At 51.0% G+C, this 19,943-nt stretch carries 15 protein-coding genes; 4 read left to right on the top strand and 11 right to left on the bottom strand.

Going from position 1 to position 19,943, the window contains the following annotated elements:
* The first annotated feature begins 3 nt into the window (after positions 1–3).
* The 3 genes from phhA to LZD49_RS25840 are packed head-to-tail and all read left to right on the top strand — an operon-like array spanning position 4 to position 2,647.
* Entirely contained in the window at positions 4–732 is a 729-nt protein-coding gene (gene phhA / locus LZD49_RS25830; protein ID WP_234670586.1) for a phenylalanine 4-monooxygenase, read from the top strand.
* A 13-nt stretch (positions 733–745) separates the two neighbouring features.
* The gene (gene fahA, locus LZD49_RS25835) at positions 746–1,984 is read left to right on the top strand and encodes a fumarylacetoacetase (RefSeq protein ID WP_234670587.1); all 1,239 of its coding nucleotides are present in this window, start codon (positions 746–748) and stop codon (positions 1,982–1,984) included.
* A gap of 60 nt (positions 1,985–2,044) precedes the next feature.
* Entirely contained in the window at positions 2,045–2,647 is a 603-nt protein-coding gene (locus tag LZD49_RS25840; RefSeq protein ID WP_234670588.1) for a TetR/AcrR family transcriptional regulator, read from the top strand.
* A 60-nt stretch (positions 2,648–2,707) separates the two neighbouring features.
* Here the strand turns inward: LZD49_RS25840 and LZD49_RS25845 are convergent, their stop codons facing one another.
* From LZD49_RS25845 to LZD49_RS36150, 3 genes are all read right to left on the bottom strand, one after another.
* Positions 2,708–3,880, bottom strand: a complete 1,173-nt coding sequence (locus LZD49_RS25845; protein WP_234670589.1) for an efflux RND transporter periplasmic adaptor subunit — start codon at positions 3,878–3,880, stop codon at positions 2,708–2,710.
* Entirely contained in the window at positions 3,870–8,231 is a 4,362-nt protein-coding gene (locus LZD49_RS25850) for a CusA/CzcA family heavy metal efflux RND transporter (RefSeq protein WP_234670682.1), read from the bottom strand. The genes LZD49_RS25845 and LZD49_RS25850 overlap by 11 nt, the downstream gene beginning before the upstream one ends.
* An 83-nt stretch (positions 8,232–8,314) precedes the next feature.
* The gene (locus tag LZD49_RS36150) at positions 8,315–8,638 is read right to left on the bottom strand and encodes a DUF6660 family protein (protein WP_409021353.1); all 324 of its coding nucleotides are present in this window, start codon (positions 8,636–8,638) and stop codon (positions 8,315–8,317) included.
* Positions 8,639–8,852: 214 nt separating this feature from the next.
* Between LZD49_RS36150 and LZD49_RS25855 the strand changes: the two genes are divergently transcribed.
* Positions 8,853–9,236, top strand: a complete 384-nt coding sequence (locus tag LZD49_RS25855) for a hypothetical protein (RefSeq protein WP_234670590.1) — start codon at positions 8,853–8,855, stop codon at positions 9,234–9,236.
* Positions 9,237–9,300: 64 nt separating this feature from the next.
* Here the strand turns inward: LZD49_RS25855 and LZD49_RS25860 are convergent, their stop codons facing one another.
* The 8 genes from LZD49_RS25860 to LZD49_RS25895 form a co-directional block, all read right to left on the bottom strand.
* On the bottom strand, positions 9,301–9,765 hold the full coding sequence (locus tag LZD49_RS25860; RefSeq protein WP_234670591.1) for a hypothetical protein: 465 nt from the start codon (positions 9,763–9,765) through the stop codon (positions 9,301–9,303).
* Between the two features lie 107 nt (positions 9,766–9,872).
* Positions 9,873–10,772, bottom strand: a complete 900-nt coding sequence (locus tag LZD49_RS25865) for an oxidoreductase (protein WP_234670592.1) — start codon at positions 10,770–10,772, stop codon at positions 9,873–9,875.
* Positions 10,773–10,852: 80 nt separating this feature from the next.
* Positions 10,853–11,758 carry an AraC family transcriptional regulator gene (locus tag LZD49_RS25870; RefSeq protein ID WP_234670593.1) on the bottom strand — a complete coding sequence of 302 codons (906 nt, stop codon included), beginning with the start codon at positions 11,756–11,758 and terminating at the stop codon, positions 10,853–10,855.
* A gap of 67 nt (positions 11,759–11,825) precedes the next feature.
* Positions 11,826–12,380: a carboxymuconolactone decarboxylase family protein gene (locus LZD49_RS25875; protein ID WP_234670594.1), complete on the bottom strand. Its 555-nt coding sequence runs from the start codon at positions 12,378–12,380 to the stop codon at positions 11,826–11,828.
* A gap of 502 nt (positions 12,381–12,882) precedes the next feature.
* A complete protein-coding gene (locus LZD49_RS25880; RefSeq protein WP_310590504.1) occupies positions 12,883–14,403 on the bottom strand; it encodes a RagB/SusD family nutrient uptake outer membrane protein in 1,521 nt (506 codons plus the stop codon).
* 19 nt (positions 14,404–14,422) lie between these two features.
* Entirely contained in the window at positions 14,423–17,767 is a 3,345-nt protein-coding gene (locus LZD49_RS25885) for a TonB-dependent receptor (RefSeq protein WP_409021354.1), read from the bottom strand.
* A 173-nt stretch (positions 17,768–17,940) separates the two neighbouring features.
* On the bottom strand, positions 17,941–19,050 hold the full coding sequence (locus tag LZD49_RS25890; protein WP_234670596.1) for a FecR family protein: 1,110 nt from the start codon (positions 19,048–19,050) through the stop codon (positions 17,941–17,943).
* A 93-nt stretch (positions 19,051–19,143) separates the two neighbouring features.
* Positions 19,144–19,755 carry an RNA polymerase sigma factor gene (locus LZD49_RS25895; RefSeq protein ID WP_234670597.1) on the bottom strand — a complete coding sequence of 204 codons (612 nt, stop codon included), beginning with the start codon at positions 19,753–19,755 and terminating at the stop codon, positions 19,144–19,146.
* Between the last annotated feature and the right edge of the window lie 188 nt (positions 19,756–19,943).

A 19,943-nucleotide genomic window follows, 5' to 3' on the forward strand; every position in this document is an offset into this window, starting at 1 on the left:
ACCATGAACCAGCACTATAAACGATACACCGAAACTGACCACCGGATGTGGAAACAGCTTTTCGAACGGCAAATGGAACAGCTCCCGCGCGTTGCCAGCCGGGCTTATCTGGACGGGATCGGGAAAGTGGGTTTTGTGGCCGATCATATCCCGGATTTCGAACGGGAAACCAATCCCAAATTGCGCGCCTTGACCGGCTGGGAAGTGTACGTAGTGCCCGGCCTGATCCCCCACCGCGAGTTTTACACGCATTTATACAATCGCCAGTTCCCGGCATCGAACTGGTTGCGCAAGCCTGAACAGATCGATTACCTGGAAGAACCCGACATGTTTCATGACACTTTCGGACACGTGCCGCTGCTTAGCAACCAGCTATTTTGCGATTTCATGGCGCATTTGAGTGAGGTTGCATTGAAGCATATTGACCAAGAGGAAATCCTGCAACGCATTTCGAGACTGTATTGGTACACCGTCGAATTCGGGCTGATCCGCGAGAATGGTGACCTGAAAATCTATGGAGGCGGCATTATTTCGTCATCGGGTGAAAGCCGGTATTGCCTGGGAAAGGATGTTCCGAAAATCGATTTTGACCTGGCGCTGGTGCTCGATACGCCCTACCATATCGATCGCTATCAGGACCATTATTTTGTCATCCATTCTTATGACCAGCTTTACGAATCGGTAACCCGCATTGAACCATTGCTGGAAGCTTATTTGGCCCAGCAGGCATAAAAACGTCGCCCTTATGTTACAATCCTGGCTTCCCGTGCCGCCCGATTCCGACTTTTCCATTTATAACCTGCCGTTCGGGATATTCAGTGATGAGCGTCCGGCGCGGGCTGGTGTGGCCATCGGCGAATGGGTCGTGGACCTGACCGCCGCTTATGCATTAAACCTCTTCCCCCATTATCCCGAAGCCGGCGGTGCTTTTCGAAAACCGGTTTTGAATGACCTCATCGGCCTTGGCAGGGAGTTTTCGGAATATGTACGCAAAACGATCCAGGACGCGCTGTTTGATCACGATTCGGTCCTGCACCAGTATGCCGGCCATTTGCTGATCCGGCAAAAGGATGTTCAAATGCATATGCCGCTGAAAGTCGGAAATTACACCGATTTTTATTCCAGCGAGGAACATGCATTCAGCGTCGGGCAGATTTTCAGACCCGATAACCCCCTTTTTCCCAATTGGAAACAAATGCCCGTCGCCTACCACGGCCGAGCGTCATCGATCGTCGCGTCGGGTACACCGGTGTACCGTCCACAGGGACAAGTGGGGCAGGCGAGCGGTAATCCCGCATTTGTCGCGACCCGTGCGCTGGACTATGAACTGGAACTGGCATTTGTGATAGGTAAGGATTCGACCTTTGGCCGACCTGTTCCGGTCGGGGAAGCGGAGGATTATATTTTTGGAATGCTGCTTTTCAACGACTGGTCGGCACGGGACATCCAGCGATGGGAATACCAGCCACTGGGGCCATTTACGAGCAAAAATTTTGCTTCCGGCATTTCTCCGTGGATCGTCACCTGGGAAGCCTTGCACCCTTTCCGTGTACCGGCACCAGCGCAGTTGCCCAGGCCACTTCCTTATCTCTCAATTGAACCACGACTGAATTTCGATCTTTCGCTTTCCGTAGGTATTAAGCCCGAAAATGGCAGCGAATATGAAGTTTGCCAAACCAATGCGCAGCACCTTTACTGGACTGCTGCCCAGCAGATCGCACATCACACGATTACCGGTTGTAACCTGCAAACCGGAGACCTTCTCGCGACCGGGACAATCAGCGGCCGCGGCATTTCGCAGAAAGGTTGCCTGCTTGAAGCGACGTTGAATGGCCGGCAAAGTGTAAAACTAGGCGACGGTGTCGAAAGACGTTTTCTGGAAGACAACGACGAGGTGGTTATGCGGGGTTTTGGTCAAAAAGAAAAGATCCGTGTCGGCTTTGGAGAACTACGAGGAAAAGTTTTACCAGCAATCCAGGGTTAACGCCATTTACACAAAACCACTTCATTTGTAAAAATAAATACCAGTTGGTATATTTGTATTATGAACGTAGGAACAACCAAAGCCGAGCGTACCCGTCAATTCATCATCGAGAAAACCGCTGAAATTTTCAACCGGAAGGGATACGCAGGCACATCCATGTCGGATATTACCGAGGCAACCGGCCTCACGAAAGGAAGCATTTACGGAAACTTTGAAAACAAGGAAGAAGTGGCCCTGGCGGTGTTTGAATACAACCGGTCGCTGGTTTTCAACAGCGTGCAGGCACAACTTGAAAAAGCACGAAGCTATTACGAAAAACTGATGGTGTATGGACGTGTTTATAAAGAAGTCATCGCTACGGTGGGCAATCGTGGTGGCTGCCCCATTCTGAATACGGCGGTAGAAGCAGACGATACCAATATCCCACTGCAATTGAGTGCAGCCAAAGCGCTGTTCAGTTGGAAAAAGAATTTGGTCAATATTATCGTGCAGGGTACGGAAGCCGGGGAATTTCAACCAGGCGTCAATGCGGAAGCCATGGCTGTTTCGATCATTGCGTTGATTGAAGGCGGGGTGATGATGTCCAAGGTTACCAACGATTACAGCAATATGGATCATGTTCTGCTGACGGTACAATTACTTGTTAATCAGATCAAAGCCTGACAAAGTCGGCGGGAAGGGTGGATACAACCAGATATCACCCTCCCGCCAACATATCGCGCGTTACTCCTCTTCCTCGTCCGCGTTTTTCAGTTTCGACAGCAATGCATAAGCCCCGTTTAAAACAAATTCGGGATTCTCTTTAAACCCGGCAGGCATTTTCACTTCCGTAAAACCATTTTCAGAAATACCCTTTATCACCTCCACCATCTCAAAACTCCTTGCCTTTTCCGAATTTTTGACAAAAACGTAGGGTTTGCCTTCAAAATCGAGCACGGCCTCGTCCGGTAATGCGTTCACAGCATTAGCGCCTGTCTCGATAATGGCTTTCACAAAATTCTGTGGCAACAAGCTATGGTCCTCGTTTTCAAGATGGCAGTGCACGCGCACCGTGCGGTCGTCATTGATTTTCTGGTTGATGAGATAAACTTTCGCCACGTCTTCCTGCGACGGATTGTTGCTCACCCGAAACCGTACTAGTTGTCCCAGCTTTACTTTGGGAATATCCTGTTCAAAAACAGACAGTTCTACATGCAAATGATCGGTGTCCACAATCTCGAACATGACATCGGTTGGGTTCACATATTTACCCAAATTCACATTCACGACCGTCACCGAACCTGAAATCGGCGAGCGGATCGCCGCGGTGCTTACGATATTTCCCTTGTCCAACCCAGCCAGGTCGATTCCCGCCGTGCGGACGCGTTCTCTTAAACCCGCCAGCCGGACCCGCAGCATTTTCAACTCCGAAGCTGATTGTTGCAATGCTTTTTGCGCATTTACATGCTCCTTGCTCAGGTCGCTTTGCCGTTGGTATTCCTGCCCGGCATATTCCAGCTTGCTCTGCGTTTCGAGGTAGTCTTGTTGTATGGAGATAAAATCAGGGTTTTCGATTATCGCGAGAACCTCTCCCTTCTTGACTTTCATCCCCTGCAAAAGTTCCGACTTCCGCACAAACCCGCCGAGCGGCGCTGAAATACTGACCAGATTCTGCGGCGGGATGTCGATTACTCCATTCGCGATCACTGTCCCGCTCAATTTCCGGACAGAGAAACCACCGGTTTCGATACCGGCCGTTTCATACTGCGTTTCGGTAAGCTCAACTTGACTGCTTTCCTCAGCCACCGGTGCTTCCTGCGTTGCTTCGGCGTCCTTCTCCTTTCCCGATTTGCAGGCACCCAGAGCGAAGGCCAGCATCAGGAACAATGCGATATTTTTCATGGATTTATGGCTCATTTAAAAGAAATTCAATTTGAATTACGGACTGGTTATAAGTGTAAAGCAAGTCAAGCCAGGTTAATCGGACGCCCAGTGCGCGGTTCCAGGCCTGCCCATATTCGATATACCCTATTTCGCCAGCTTCATAAGACCTGGTTGCATTGTCCTGGATCGTTGTCGCAAGTGCCAATGTGCTTTCCTCGTATAAATCCAGATTTTGCCGGGCCGTTTCCCAGCTTCGGACGGCTTGCTGCAAATCGCTGCTAAGTTGTAGCCGGGCCGCTTCTAGACGATTCCTGGCCGCCTGCTCGCTGGCCTCAGATGCCCTCACGCGTGCTTTCGAAGCACTATTGAATATTGGGAATTGCACACCGACCTGTATTCCCTGAAACCGCTTCCCGGAACCGTAGTACACTTCGCCATTACCCGTATTCTGAAACCCGGTGAGAGACTGGTTGAAATACCCCAAATTAAATTCAGGCAGGATCGCCGCCCTTTGCAGGGCGGTTTGCCTACTACCGACCACCACTTGCTGTGCGAGGTAGCGCAGATAAGGATTAGCATGCAATGCAGCTGTGTCGGGTGTGGGCAATGCAAGATCCCGACGTACGAGCGAATCGGGTTCTGCCTCGGCAAGGTTGCTGCCATTCACCAGGGCTTGCAATGCGCGTTGCAGGTTCAGCAGCTCACCTTCGTTGCGGATTAGCTGCGCGCGAACATCCCCGAGCTGGCTTTGTGCGATAGCGAATTCGAGCTGATTGGTTTCGCCCGTTTTGAAACGCATTTCGGCCGCTTTCACAAAGCGTTCTGTCCGCCCACGTTCCGCAGCCAACAGACGATGCCTGGTTTTCAGCAGAATCTGTTGCTGGTAGTTGGTTTTTACCTGCCTTACCAGTTCTGCTTTGGTTACCTCCATTTCTGCCCGCGCCCCTGCAACCTCCTCCGTCAAGAGCGATTTCCGGCGGGTAACGGCTACGGGATTGGGCAGGTTTTGAGATAAAAGAAAATGGTTGTCAAACTTCACGCTGTTATACTGCCCTCCCATCCAGGAAAATTCAGTTTTGGCTAAATCGGCTGCCGTTTTAGTGAGCGCTTGATGATAATCTATCTTGTATAGCCCACCTTTTATCTGTGGGTTGCGGCTCATTGCTTCGTCGATGGCCTGCCGGAGCGTGATTTTTTTCGATACAGGTGGCTGCGCGTGAGCACCGGCCGGTAAGAGCCATAGTGCCAGCAATGCAACGGCACCCCTCCCTCCCCATCGCCTCTCTACGATCCAATACCAAACCGGCAACACCAGCAGCGTGAGCAATGTGGCCGACACAAGTCCCCCGATCACCACGGTCGCAAGCGGACGCTGAACCTCTGCACCTGCGCTGGATGATAACGCCATCGGCAAAAATCCGAGTGACGCCACGAGCGCGGTCATCAGAACAGGCCGCAGCCGGGTCTCTGTTCCTTCGAAAATCACTTTGCGCAAATCTGTCTCCCCCGATTTCCGGAGCTGATTAAACTCCCCGATCAGCACGATCCCATTGAGCACCGCCACGCCGAATAAAGCAATGAAACCGATCCCGGCCGAAATACTGAACGGCATATCCCGCACCCAAAGTGCCAGCACCCCGCCGATCGCTGAAAATGGAATGGCTGTGAGTACCAGTAAACTTTGGCGCAGCGAACGGAACGTGAAATAGAGGAGCACAAAAATGAGCATCAATGCTACCGGCACCGCCACACCCAACCGGCTGTTAGCTTCCTGCAAATTCTGGAACTGACCTCCATATGTGACAAAGTAGCCCGGCGACAGCTTAATTTCCCGGTCAATGCGGTTTCTGATTTCGTTAACAATGCTTTCCACATCCCTGCCTCTCACATTAAATGCCACAGTAATGCGCCGTTTTGCATCTTCCCGCTGGATCTGGTTGGCCCCGGTCTTCATTTCGATGGCCGCGATCTGGTCGAGCGGCACCTGCTGGCCTTCAGCATTGGTCACAAACAGGCCACGTACGTCGTCGATACTTTGGCGATCGACTTTTTGTAAACGCACCACGAGATCGAACCGCTTTTCGCCTTCGAAAACCAAACCTGCCCCTGCGCCTGCGAATGCGGCATTCAGCGTCCTGTTGGCATCGGCTATCGGGATATTGAATTGTGACAACTTATCCCGATCGAAACGAACTACGATTTGCGGCAGGCCGGTAACGGCTTCTACATAAATATCTTCGGCTCCGTGTACCGAGCCAGCGAGCTTGCCTATGCGCCCTGCGTAGCGCGCAAGCACATCGAGGTCTTCGCCAAAAACCTTGATCGCGACATCCTGCTTCACACCGGTCATAAGCTCATTGAAACGCATCTGAATTGGCTGCTGGAAACCGAATGTCACTCCCGCAATGGATTCAGACAGTACTGCGTGCATTTTTTCTGCCAACTCCTCGCGATTTTCCGCTTTCGTCCAGCTCGATTTTTCTTTCAAAATCACCATCATATCCGCCGCTTCAACAGGCATTGGATCAGTTGGAATTTCCGACGAACCGATTTTACCAACCACTTCCACTACCTCGTCGGGGAAATGTTTTCGAAGCACGGTGGCGGCTTTACGGGTGGCATCCACGGTTTCAGAAAGCGAGCTGCCGGTAAGTACGCGGAGCTCAACGGCGAAATCTCCCTCGTCGAGCTGCGGGATAAACTCTCCGCCCATTCGTAAAAACAGCCAAAGGCTACCGCCAAGCAATACAAATGCGAGGATCGAAACCAGCCATTTCCTTTTCAATGAAAAAACCAGCGCGGGCAGGTAAATGCGGCGGAAAAAGCCAACGATCCGGTCGGAAATGCCTGGTTTATATTCGTTTTTCTTGCTTAAAAACAGGGCCGACATCATAGGAATGTAGGTTAATGAGAGAATGAATGCACCGAGGATCGCAAAGCTGACCGTCTGCGCCATAGGCCTGAACATCTTGCCTTCAATCCCTACCAAAGCGAGTATTGGCAGGTACACGATGAGAATGATGATCTCTCCAAATGCGGCCGAATTCCGGATTTTGGATGCCGATTCATACACTTCCCGGTCCATTTCTTCCTGCGTCAGCCGGTGGGTATAGCGCTTCCCGACAATGTGGTGCAAGGTTGCTTCCACAATGATGACCGCCCCGTCCACGATCAAACCAAAGTCTATCGCGCCGAGGCTCATCAGGTTGCCCGACACCCCGAAAAGGTTCATCATACTCACCGCGAAAAGCATCGCCAGCGGGATCACCGAGGCTACCACTAGCCCGGCGCGCATGTTACCGAGCAGCAGGATTAATACAAAAATGACGATCAGAGCCCCTTCGATCAGGTTTTTTGAAACAGTGCCTATCGCATTGTTGACCAGCTTCGTCCGGTCGAGGAACGGTTCGATCACTATGCCTTCCGGCAAGCTTTTGCGGATTTGGATAATACGTTCTTTCACATTCCCGATCACTTCGGAGGAATTGGCCCCTTTGAGCATGAGTACCAGGCCGCCTACCACCTCGCCTTCATCGTTGCGCGTCATGGCACCGTAACGAACCGCGCTCCCAAAACCTACATCGGCAATGTCACGGATCGTTACCGGCAAGCCGCCGGCCGTCTCGCCCACCTGGATCTTGCGGATATCGTCGAGCGTACCGATCAACCCTTCGCTACGGATAAAATAGGCATTGGGTTTCTTATCAATGTAAGCGCCGCCGGTGTTCTGGTTGTTTTGTTCCAATGCCTCGAAAATACGGGCTATCGACAATCCGGCACTTCGCAATCTTAATGGGTCTATCGCGATTTCATATTGTTTCAAAAAACCGCCGAAACTGCTCACATCCGCTACACCTGAGGTACCGAGCAACTGCCTTCGCACGATCCAGTCCTGGATGCTGCGAAGCTCCATGGGCGAATATTTACTTTCGTAACCTGGTTTGGTATGTAATACATACTGATAGATCTCGCCAAGGCCGGTCGTAACCGGCGCGAGGCTGGGCGTGCCTGTGCCGGGCGGGATTTGCTCCACGGCGCTGTGCAGGCGTTCGGAAACCTGCTGACGCGCCCAGTACACGTCGACGTCGTCTTCAAAAACAATGGTTACCACCGATAATCCGAACCGCGAAATCGACCGGATCTCTTCCGTATGCGGGATGGTAGCCATTACCGTTTCGACGGGGAACGTGACCAGCCGTTCCACTTCCTGCGCGGCCAGGGAGGGACTTGCGGTAATGATCTGCACCTGGTTATTGGTAATATCCGGCACAGCATCGATGGGCAGCCTGGTAAGGGAATAGCTTCCCCAAGCCACCAGGGCCAATGTAAATATTCCGACCACCAGCTTGTTGCGGATCGAAAAATGAATGATTCTATCTAACATTTTGACAATAAAAGAATGGATATAGCACATCGTGCCGGATACCGAAAGCAGCCAGGCGATGATTTGTCCGATAAATGAGCGGATTATACCCTTTCTTGTGGCGGTTGCCAGATCCCGGCGGAGCCGCCGATGGGGAATATGTTCAGATACGAAAAACCGGACGCTGGTAGCAATTGCGCAACCGGGGTTTCTGGGAGTGCTGCGGCGACCGGGCTGACCGTCACGCTTGCGCAACAAGCGCATATACAGAAGGGGGAGCAAAGGTCGATGGCCTCCTGAGGGCCGTCTCCCGCTTCGGCTACCGATGCAATGCGACTGTGCGGCAATGCCGTGGCTTCGTCCTGACAAGGTATGCAGGAGAGTGCAAGCACGTAGAAAGCCAGTAAGTATGCGACGATGCCGTTCATGCTTCAAAAGTAGGCCAAATGGCAATGCAACAGGTAGGCAAAAATGAAATGACGGCAAATAACCGGTGGTTACCGTTAATCAGCCGTTAAGGCCGATGGTAATTTAGTTACCATAAATATAACATTGCCTGGATCGCTGACTATGCGCTTTTTTCTAAATTGTGGCGCATTGCTAATCTATAATCAGTCTTTCAAACAAAAACCATTTAACACAATGAGCGTAAAGCACTTGCTTACTTTGATCCTGGCCGTGACATTCTTCACGGTCGCCAACGTGGCTTCGGCCAAAAACATTAATACAGCCGGCGACCTCGTCGGAACGTGGAAATACACCGTTTCCAACGTACCACCTGAGTACGAAACCGGCGTGATGACGTTCGAACAGAAGGACAACAAAACCACCGGCTACTTCGGCCAGCAAGAGCGCATGGACATGAAGGAACTGACCGTAGACCAAGGTAAAATTACCTTCAAACTCGATTTCCAGGGCGGCGTACTAACCGTTACCATGACACAGGAAGGCGACAAACTAACCGGCACTATTGTATCGCAAGACGGCGAGTTTCCGATCACGGCGGTGAAAGAGGCCAAAAATTGATTAGGATGCATTAGCAAAAAGGGTAGCAAAATGCTACCCTTTTTTGTTGAAAAATAATTTCTTTCTACTTCACGCGTACATATTTTTCGATATTTAACCGTTCTACCCCGGCAGCTTCCACTTTCTCGACACCCCGCTGGACGAGCGTATCATTTTGAATGGAAATCGTAAAATGAAATTCGTTCCCCTCCCATTCACGGGCGTTGCAATATTCCAGTTTTTCGGTATAGGCACTGTCTTTCAGCGTGTAAGTACCTCCTCCCGCTGAAAAACTCGCGGTCGAATCCTTTCCCTTGTTCAAATCATGCTGCAAGAAGGCGAAATGGCTATCATTAATAATTTTGATAAAAGAAACACGCTGAGTATAGTCGGTTACGGTTGTGTCGCCTTTCTCGATCAACGTGCCACTCAGGAGCTTCCATGTGCCTTGTAGCGGTGTGGCGGCAGATGCTTCTTTGGTTCCGCTTGCTGTACGGTCGCATGCGCTCATGAGTACGGCCAGGAAAAGTGCAGGGAAAACTGATTTCATTGTGTTTTGAATTATCGGGTTTAAGATCAATGGAATAAAACAGTTCAGCCAAAATCCATAAAAACCCACTATTTTCATAGCTCCAACCCGATAATTCAAAACGCTCTCTACCGGAAAGAAATCCCGGTTACCTCACTGGCCCATTCCCACAATCGTCGCGCCACGGCCACATCCAGTCCATGCGGCTCGATCGGTAGTTTTTCGGGATAGCCGCGATAGCCACCCGGCTCGTTTGGACTGTAAAAATCACCGCCTTTCACATCCTCGGCCACGGCAGCGTATAGGGAAGGCAACGCACCCTGCCATGGATCCATGAGGTCACCGATCCTCTCCACCGCTGCACCATATTCTTCGTCGGTCATAAAACGGGAGAGATCGGTTTTGTTGGCCCCTGGCTGCGCCGCAACCGACATGACCTGATCGCCAGCCGCCTCGATCCGTCGCTGCAATTCCACTGAAAACAGGATGTTAGCCAGCTTGCTCTGGGCATATTCCCGGAAAGCGTCATACGAATGCTCCGAACGCAGGTTATCGAAATCGATCTTTCCATGCAGGTAAGCCATACTGCTGACTGTTACGACCCGTGCGCCTTGGGTTGCGTTCAAAAGCGGATACAAATAGCCCGTTAATGCATAATGACCGAGGAAGTTCACGCCGATCTGCAGCTCAAAGCCATCATCGGTTTTGGAACCCGGAGGAATCATTACTCCTGCATTGTTGATCAGAATATCGAGCTTGTCGTGTTTTTGGATAAATGTTTGAGCGAATTCGCGGATCGCTCCGAAGTTGGCGAGATTCAAAACAGCGATTTCAAGCTGTCCTTTTCCGCCTTGTGCACGCATACGTGCTTCCGCATCCTGTGCATTTTGCTCGCTTCTGCATGCGAGTACCACATCTGCGCCCGCCTCGTAAAGCGCCAGCGCGGTTTCATAACCTATTCCGGTGTTGGCTCCGGTCACGATCCCCGTCTTGCCGGTCAGATCTCCGATGTTCTTCTTTGTCCACATAATATCGAATATTTAATGGAACAAAATTCCGGAAAACCGGCGGGCGGCCTATACCGTATCGAAGTCAAAACCTACAAAAATCAATCTATGTCGGCTTGCCGGAATTGTTTCGGCGTCATGCCAATAGTATTTTTGAAAAAGCTCGAAAAATGATTAGGCTCCTCAAAGCCCAGGCCCCAGGCAATTTCGTTGATCGTCCAATTGGTGCTTTTCAAAAGGATTTTGGCCTCCTGTACAATCCGCTCGCTGATCAGTTGCGAAGTGGTTTGCCCGGTCGTTTCTTTTAAAGCCTTATTGAGGTGGTTGACATGGATATTCAGCTGCCTGGCAAATGCCGAAGGGGAATTCAACAGTATCACCTGATTACTCAGCTCAATCGGAAACTGCCTTTCCAGCAACTCGGCAAACAGCGAGGTAATGCGTTCGGCAGCATTCGATGCCGCATGAGGCTGACCTGCAACAGGCATCATTTTTTGGGCGCTATGGACCAGTTCCATGAGCATCGTCCTCAGGAAATCGTATTTAAATGCATAATCCCCCTGCAGCTCGGCAAGCATTTTCAGGAACAGCTCATTATAGAATTGCACATCCTCGGGTTTCAGACTAATTACCGCCGCACCCGCCGACTGGAACACCGGATAATCCTTCAAAGTCCCGAATCCACTAAAAAATGCCTCCGTAAAAATGCAGACATACCCACGTTGCTGCTCATCGATCTGCTCCCAATGGTAAGGGATCATCGGATTAGTAAAAACGAGCGCCGAATCAGTCACCTCAATGCATTGATCGGCATAATGGATCTTGCTATGCCCATTCACCAGACTGACCTTGAAAAAATTCCTCCTGCTGTAAGTAGCAGGCTTGTTCCGGGAAACAATCAGGTCCTCAACCCTGAATATATTGAAATGCCCCACCCCACTCTCCCCGCTTTCCGGTGCGCGGTTGATGTGTTTGTAGAATGATTTAAGTTCGAGGAATGTAGACATGGGACAAAGGTACGAAAATCAAATGAGACGTAGCACTGCTATCAACAGCGCTCCGATTACTCTCCAATCATTGATGATACCCCCTCACCGCCGAATACCCATTCTCAATCACATTCTTCGCCCTGGCACGATACACATCCGGATCCGTCGGCGCAGTCGTCGCAAGGCCGTCGACATAGCGGTTGAACATGCAGAATGCGGCGGCAATCAGCACAGTGTCATGAATGTCGCGATCATCTGCGCCTTGCTCACGGGCCCGTGCGATTTGTTCTGCTGTTACATATTTGCCGCCTCGCTGAACGCTACCGGCAATGGATAGCAATGCTTTCATTTTGTCGGACAACTCCGCTTCCGTATAATTCTCCTTCACGCTTTTGATCAGAGACCAGTCTTCGTCTCCCAAATAGTCACTGGCAATGGCGCCGTGGATGGTCTGGCAGAAAAAACAGTCATTTTGCGAGGAAACATAAGTTCCGATAAGCTCGCGTTCGCCGCGGGTAAGTCCTTCATCGCTCTGCATGAGCGCGTTGGCAAGCAAGTTCATCGGCTCAGCTGTTTTAGGACTGAACCGCATTGGTCCCAGGATACCCGGGAAGCCTTCTTCGAATGGGATATGTGGCATTTTTAATTTTGAATGAGTGAATGTTGGATGAGGGAATTCGGCGGCTTACACGAGCAGGTCGCGTACTGCCCGGTGTTTCGATCCGTAGGTTTAAAACATCGGCAATACTCAAAAATACCCGTTACCCCCGCCGGATGTCCTCCCAAATCGTTTCACAACACGGCCACAAAGGCACAAAAAACCCACTCTGAATCATTACAGAGCGGGTTTCATGCATTATCTAGTTAAATTACCCAAAATACCCTGAGGCATGCAACAACAAAGCAGCGTTATCACCCCGCCTTCTTTTTGTTGTTACACCCCTGCCGGGATTTGCGGATATATCATACCTGTTTCTTTCTACCGATATTACATCACTACGCGATTAAGGCATTCCGCGGAACAAAACTCACACATCCGAAGATTCACGGTGATTCACTCGCTTGAAAACTTTCTCATTCCCCATCCCACGACGGCTCCTTCGATCATTCCCCGTTCCACGGCGGGTCATTCAAAACTAAAATTAATACCCCGGATTTTGTGGTGCCAGGTTCGGGTTCACCTGCAATTCCACGCGGGGCAAAGGCATTAGATAATCCCGATTCGCACTAAAACTTTCGTGCGGTTCGAGAGAATTTGTGCCTTTGAAAACCTTTTCTCCCAGGTTACGGCGCTTGATGTCGTACCAGCGTTTGTACTCAAATGCCAGTTCAAGGCGGCGGTCCTCGAGAATCAGGTCGATCATTGCGTCCTTCGCCAGCCCTACTTTCACGTCTTCCGGAAAAGTCACTTGTTTTCCGGCCCAGTTTCTGGCCCGAGCCCGGATCTCGTTGATGTAACCCAGCGCCTCGGCATTCGGTCCGCTTACTTCGACTGATGCCTCAGCGGCGATCAACAGTATTTCTGCGTAGCGCATTGCGGCATAATTATGGTCGGAATAGCGGCCTTCGGAATTGGAATTACCTGCGAAACGGGCGTACTTGGCGATATGCGGGCGTTTTGTGTTTGTAAATTCGGTGTAAGGAACGAGTTTCCCTCCTACGAGCAATGAATCGTCGAAACTCACCTCCTTGCGGTAATCTCGGTCGTCCCAGGTGCTGTACACTTTCAGCGACGGCACGATCACACTCCATCCGCTACGTGGTGCATCGCCCCCGCGAACGCCAGTCATAGGTGCCATAATGTCGTCGTTGGCACCACCCTCACCACTTTTTAATCCCAGAAAGTCGATGTCGAAAATGTGTTCCTTCATGTTCGGGGCTTGCGGGGCTTTGAAGAGCGTCTGGAAATCTGCTTCGAGCGCGTACCCAAACTTGTCTTTGTTATCGATCACCCATTTCGCTTCGGTGTAAGCCTTTTGGTACTGGCCCATGGTCAGGTGCACCGAGGCCAGGTACGCCGCCGCCGTTCCCTTTGAAGCGCGACTCCGAACCTCCGCAGGTTGCTTGTCCGGCAGCCATTGCTTGGCGAATTCCAGGTCGGCGATAATACTGGCGTATACCGTCGCAGCAGGCGTTTTTGAAATCGATTTCACCGACTCCGGATTGCTGATAAAATAATCGATATAAGGAATATCCCCGAAAACCTGCACGAGGTGGAAATACGCGAATGCCCGGATAAACCGCGCTTCGGCGATGAGCGGATTTCCCGTTGCTTCGGGTAAATTTAGAGTCTGAGCACCGAAAATGGCCGCGTTGGTACCGCTGATGACCTGGTACCACACCGGCCAGAACTGGTTGACCATATTGTTGTTGTCATCCATATTGAAATCGTTCACCTGCTGCCGCTCGGCAGGAGTACCACGGTCACCGATGTCTTCCATATCGCTTCGCAGCATGAGTGCCGAAACAAACTGGCGGCCATAAAGACGCTCCGTAGCCATCCACCCATAGGCACCCATAATCGCCGTTTCCACATCCTTGGAAGTCCGGAACAAGGCTTCGGGCGCAAGCAGCCCCACGGGCTTTTCGTCCAGGTCGGCACAGCCTAGCAGCAGCGAAACAGCCGCCGTAAGGAATATTGATCTATTGAATAAATGCTTCATTTTCATGTCCGTTTAATGCTTAAAAACCGAGGTTCAAACCGATGGTGTAGGATTTGGCATTCGGGTAGCTACCGTAATCGAGGCCGAGGTTACGGTTACTGTCGGTATTGCCATCCGAAGAGTAGTTCACCTCGGGATCGTAGCCCTTGTATTTGGTGAAAGTCAGGATGTTCTGGGCACTCGCATAGATGCGCAGCTTGCTGATCCTGAGCTTTTCGAGCATGGGTTTTGGAAAATTATAACCTATTGCCAGGTTCTTCATCCGGATAAAACTACCATCCTTTACGAAGCGCGTCGAAACACGGCGCGTGCGGCCTACCGCTGCTTTGGGCACGTCGGTGTTGGTATTCGAAGGCGTCCAGCGGTTCAATGCCTCGGTGGTCGCATTGTTGATGGCCGAAAGCAGGTTCAGTTCCATAAGCGTGTAGCTGAGCATATCGTTGCCTTTCGAAGCCTGGAAGAACACATTCAGATCAAACCCTTTATAACTGAAATCATTGTTCATGCCCCAGGTAAATTTCGGATGCGGGTTGCCGATAATCGTACGATCGTCGCTGTTGAGTGCGCCGTCAGGCTCGCCGGTCAGTTTGCCATTTGAATCCTTTTTACCATTGATATCCCTGAATTTCTCCCCGCCGGCCACAGTTTCGAAGCCACCGCCGGGGATGAAGCTATCGCCTTCCTGATACACCCCGTCATAAATCCAGCCATAGAAGCTACCTACGGGATAACCTTCGCGCAGGATCTGGGTTTGCCCCATTCCTACCATGTGGCCCGGCGCAGAGCCGTAGAGAATGTCCGTTCCGGCGGGCAGTGTCAGGATTTTGTTGCGATTCAATGAGAAGTTAATATCCGTGCTCCATTTGAATGCGCCTACGAGATTGCGGGTGTTCAATGTAAACTCAAACCCTTTGTTTTCCACCTCGCCGATGTTCTGCAATTGGTTGGTATAACCCGAATATTGAGGCAATTGGACGCTGAACAGCAAATCTTTGGTAACACGGCGGTAGTAATCGACTACAAGGTTAATGCGATTATTGAACAAACTCACATCCGTACCGACGTCGAACTGATGGGTCGTTTCCCAGGTGAGATCGTCGTTCGCGACGGTGGTTGGACGGACGGCGTTCACCGGCGTGCCGTTGATGATCGTATACACATTCGAGAAACGCGCCATGGTCTGGTAAGGCTCGATCGCCTGGTTGCCCGTCAACCCGTAACTTGCCCGCCATTTCCATTGACTGATCGCCGAAATGTGCTGCATAAACGGCTCACTCGACATTTTCCACGCAAATGCGCCCGACGGGAACGTAGCCCATTTGTGGTTTTTGCTAAAATTGGAAGAACCGTCCTGACGGATATTCGCCGTGAACAGGTATTTGTCCGCTAAAGAATAGGTCAGTCGCGCATAATAGGAAGCTAAAACCCATTCTGTCAACCCCGAATTCGGGCTTTGCCAAACAGATGAACCGCCCAGGTTCCAGTATGAAACCGCGTCTGTAATAAACGATTGTCCCGATCCACCCCAGGTTTCGCTCGACGACTTCTGGTAGGAATAGCCCGCCATCACCGACAAGTCATGCAACGAACCTATTTTTTTATTGTAGGTCAAATAGTTCTCATTCAGTAACAATGTGCTTTTCGAGCCATTTACAGTTGCGGCTCCGCCTACATTCCGGCCGTCGTTCAATGTGGTGGGCGTAAATGTGCCGGTGCGGCCGCTATTGGTCGTTGCCCCGAGCGTCACCCTGAATTTCAGGTCTTTGAAAATATCATATTCAGCATAAAGGTTGCCCTGGATACGATCCGCCAGCGATTCATTTTCCAGCTGCGTCGCAATCGCATACGGGTTGTCGATGGGATCACTCAACCGTCCGACAGTAAAACGTCCATTCGCATCACGGATCGGTTGGTCGGGCTCGAATTTCAACGCTGCCGACATCACGCCCGGCGTGAGGCCTCCCGAGCCTTCCTGCGTACGTGACTGCTGACGTGACACGCGTTGTGCGAAAAGGTTCAACCCTAATTTCAGCCTTTTAGCTGCCTGAATGTCGATATTACTCGTAATCGAATAGCGTTTGTAGCCCGAATTGAGAATAATCCCTTTTTGGTCATAATAGGCCCCTGACACGTAGTATTTCACCGCCTCGCTGCCGCCTGCTACCGACAACTGATGGTTCTGAATGCCGCCGCGACGGAAGATTTCGTCCTGCCAGTCAGTGTCCGCGCCTTGCGAAACGATATTGGGCCGGGCTTCCTGCACGTAATTGAGGAATTGCGAAGCATTCAGCAAGTCAAGCCGGTTGATCTCTTTCTGACTGGAAATCGAAGTATTGAAATCGATCCGTGGTTTTCCGGTAGTTCCTTTCTTGGTCGTTACCATGATCACGCCATTGGCACCGCGCGAACCATATATGGCTGTGGCCGAAGCATCTTTCAGGATTTCGATAGATTCAATGTCTTCCGGCGGAGGCAATGTGCCCCCTACGAAGCCGTCCACCACGTAAATCGGGTCGCTGCTCGCATTAATGGACGTCCCCCCGCGGATACGTACCTTGAAATTCGAACCCGGCTCCCCGTTATTGGCCTGGATTTGCACCCCTGCTGCCCGGCCTTGCAATGCCTGCACGGTTCCTAATGCCGGGTAGGCTGTCAGCTCCTGCGATTTGACGGATGCTACCGAGCCGGTCACGTCGCTTTTTTTGACAGTTCCATAACCTACCACCAGCACTTCCTCGAGTGATTTCTGGTCGGTTTTAAGGCTGACATTGATCTCAGTGCGGCTGCCCGGCTGAATCTCCTGCGGCTCGTACCCTACAAAGCTGAAAATCAGCACGATGTTTGTATTTTCAACCGAAAAGGAATAGTTTCCTCCTGCGTCCGTGGACGTGCCCGTTTGCGTACCCTTAACAAGGATGTTCACACCCGGTAGAGGCTCCTTACTCTCAGAATCGGTCACTCGGCCTTTGATCACGATCTCATTCGCAACCTGTAAACCGGCTCTCACCGAAGCTTCCGGCTCACCGGAAGTCCATTTCGGTGTTTCCGACGGACGGATCACGATATTCTTGCCCGAAACCTCATAGGTAAGGCCCAGCGGTACCAGAAAGTCTTCCAGCACTTTGGAAAGCTCCTGATTGGACTGCTGAATGGTCACCTTGCGCCCCGACTGGATCATTTTGGAACTGAAAATAAACCGGACGCCTGCTTGCTTTTCGATCTGGTGCAAGACTTTCTTGATTTCAAGATCCTGCGCTTGCAGGCTAATGCGCTTGTTGAGCAGCTCCTGTGCACGCACGTCCGCCGCGAGCGCATTCCCGACCAGCCAAACCGACATTACCAATTGCGCGACGCTTATCCGCATAAGAACTAACCATTTACGATGGAACTGTACCGGTATTTTCATACATTTGAACGGTTTTGTTAATTGAAACTTGGCAAAATCTTCCTCCTCATCCCATTTGCATGAGATGTGACGGTCTGCTAACCACTGAGGATATTCAAGCCGGCCATGTTGACGCATGGACGGCTTTTTGTTTAATTATTTTTGCAACCTTTTCCTTCCACCACAATTCTCCCGTCGATGCTCTTATAGCTGGCCCCCACGGCTTTGCAAACCAGGTCAAGCTGCTCGTAAAGAGACATTTCCGTGAGCCGCGCGGTGATCGGGCATTCGTCCATGATATTCTTGTCGTAAATGATTTCGATACCGTAAGCACTTTGCAGTCCGGCCAGTACATCCGAAACAGGTGCCTCGTCGAATTCCAGTTGGGGCGCTGTTTTGCCATCCACCACCACTTCGGGCTCGGGGACAATGCTTTTGGTGATTTTCACGGTCTTGCGCACGAACACCACCTGCTGGTTGGGCTCGATAACCACGCCCGTCAGCTCATGCGAGCTCCGCACCGCTATCGCATCAGGGTCTTCCCTGGAAAATACGGCTACCTTTCCTGTCTTCACAGCCACCGATACATTTTGCTCATTATCATAGGAGCGTACTGTAAAACTGGTCCCCAACACCTTCGTAACCAACTCATTGGCATACACAAAAAATGGCTTGGAAGGATCTTTGGCAATGTCAAAGAATGCTTTTCCCGAAAGAAACACTTCCCGGAGTTCCGGCTTGAAATGAGCGGGATAGCCGACTTTACTACCCGGATCGAGCGTAATGCGGCTGCCATCTTCGAGACTGATCGTTAGTGGTTGTGCAGTAGTATTAGTCGTTTCGCGCATTTCGACACCTGCTGAGGCTACGAGCAGCTCGTAGTTGACCGCCTGTTGCTGATCACGGAACCAAAATGCCCAGCTCATCCCTGCCAGTACGACAAGCACCGCGGCAATGCGCAGCGCGCGATGCATGTACCAGGGTGAGCGCGGGCTTTCGGCCTGGTCCGCATTTCTGGCTTCGAGCCGTTCCACAATGCGTTCGACCGCTTTTCGCTTTTCGGGGTTGGACAAAGATGCGTCAGCCGGCCTGATGGACATCACCAGTTGCCGCGCCCTTTCGGCGATCTCACGTTTGTCCGGATTAGCTGTAAGCCAGTTTTGCCAGGTCTCGTCGTCCTCACGCGTGGGGTTCAGTACCCAGTTGCGAAACGATTTATCCCATACAAACTCTTCCAGACTAAAATCGCGGTAACGGTCCATGTTCAAAATTTAGCTTTCAAACACCATTAGACCGCCGCCGCAGCGGGATACTGTATTTTTTTGATTTTTTTTGAAATTTTTAAATGAGGTATTTCAAATCCAAAAGGGCCAGGCCAGGAACGCCGACACAATGGCCTTCCAGTGCGATTTGATAAACTTGAATGCTTCTTGCAGCAGGTTCGAGACAGACTGAGGCTGAATGTCCATCACCATCGCGATCTCTTCGCGTTCCATATCATTATAAAAACGGAGATAAACGGCCTCTTTCTGCCTTTTGGGAAGCTCATTGAGCATTTCGGTCATCCGTGAGGCCAGCAGCCAGTCACTCTCGGATGCGATCAACCGGTATTCAGCGCTGAATTCCACGTCGAAAACCATATCCGCCTCGCTATAATAGTCCATGCAATCCATGCGCAGGCGCGATGCGACCCTGTGCAACCTCCGACGAAGCGAAGCAAGCAGATAGGGTTTTGGTGGGATATCGGAGTTTAATCCATTCCGTTTTTCCCAAATTTCCAGAAATATATCCTGGATACAGTCCTTAATCAGTTCCCGGTCGCTATTGAATTTTGTACCGTAATGGAAGAGCAGGTCGTAGGTCCGGTTGATCAGTTGTTCATAACTGGTGACATCCCCTGCAAGCATTTTCCGCCACAGATTTTGCTCTTCTTCGAAATGCAGTTCCGGACGGATAGTGGTTCCCATGAATGCGGATTTATGAATTTTAGTCAGGCTTTGATGGTTAGAAGCTGATATTCCCGCATTTTTACTATATACGTCTTATTTTATCTGACTTTAATTATATCAACCAGACAGCGCTTGGAACCGAGCCGTGGTGCGTACAGATCGACTTTTTTATTCATCCTAATCCTTTATTTTCTCTACCTGCAAAG

Origin of the sequence: Dyadobacter sp. CY261 (genome assembly GCF_021440085.1) — a bacterium.
Lineage (GTDB): Bacteria > Bacteroidota > Bacteroidia > Cytophagales > Spirosomataceae > Dyadobacter.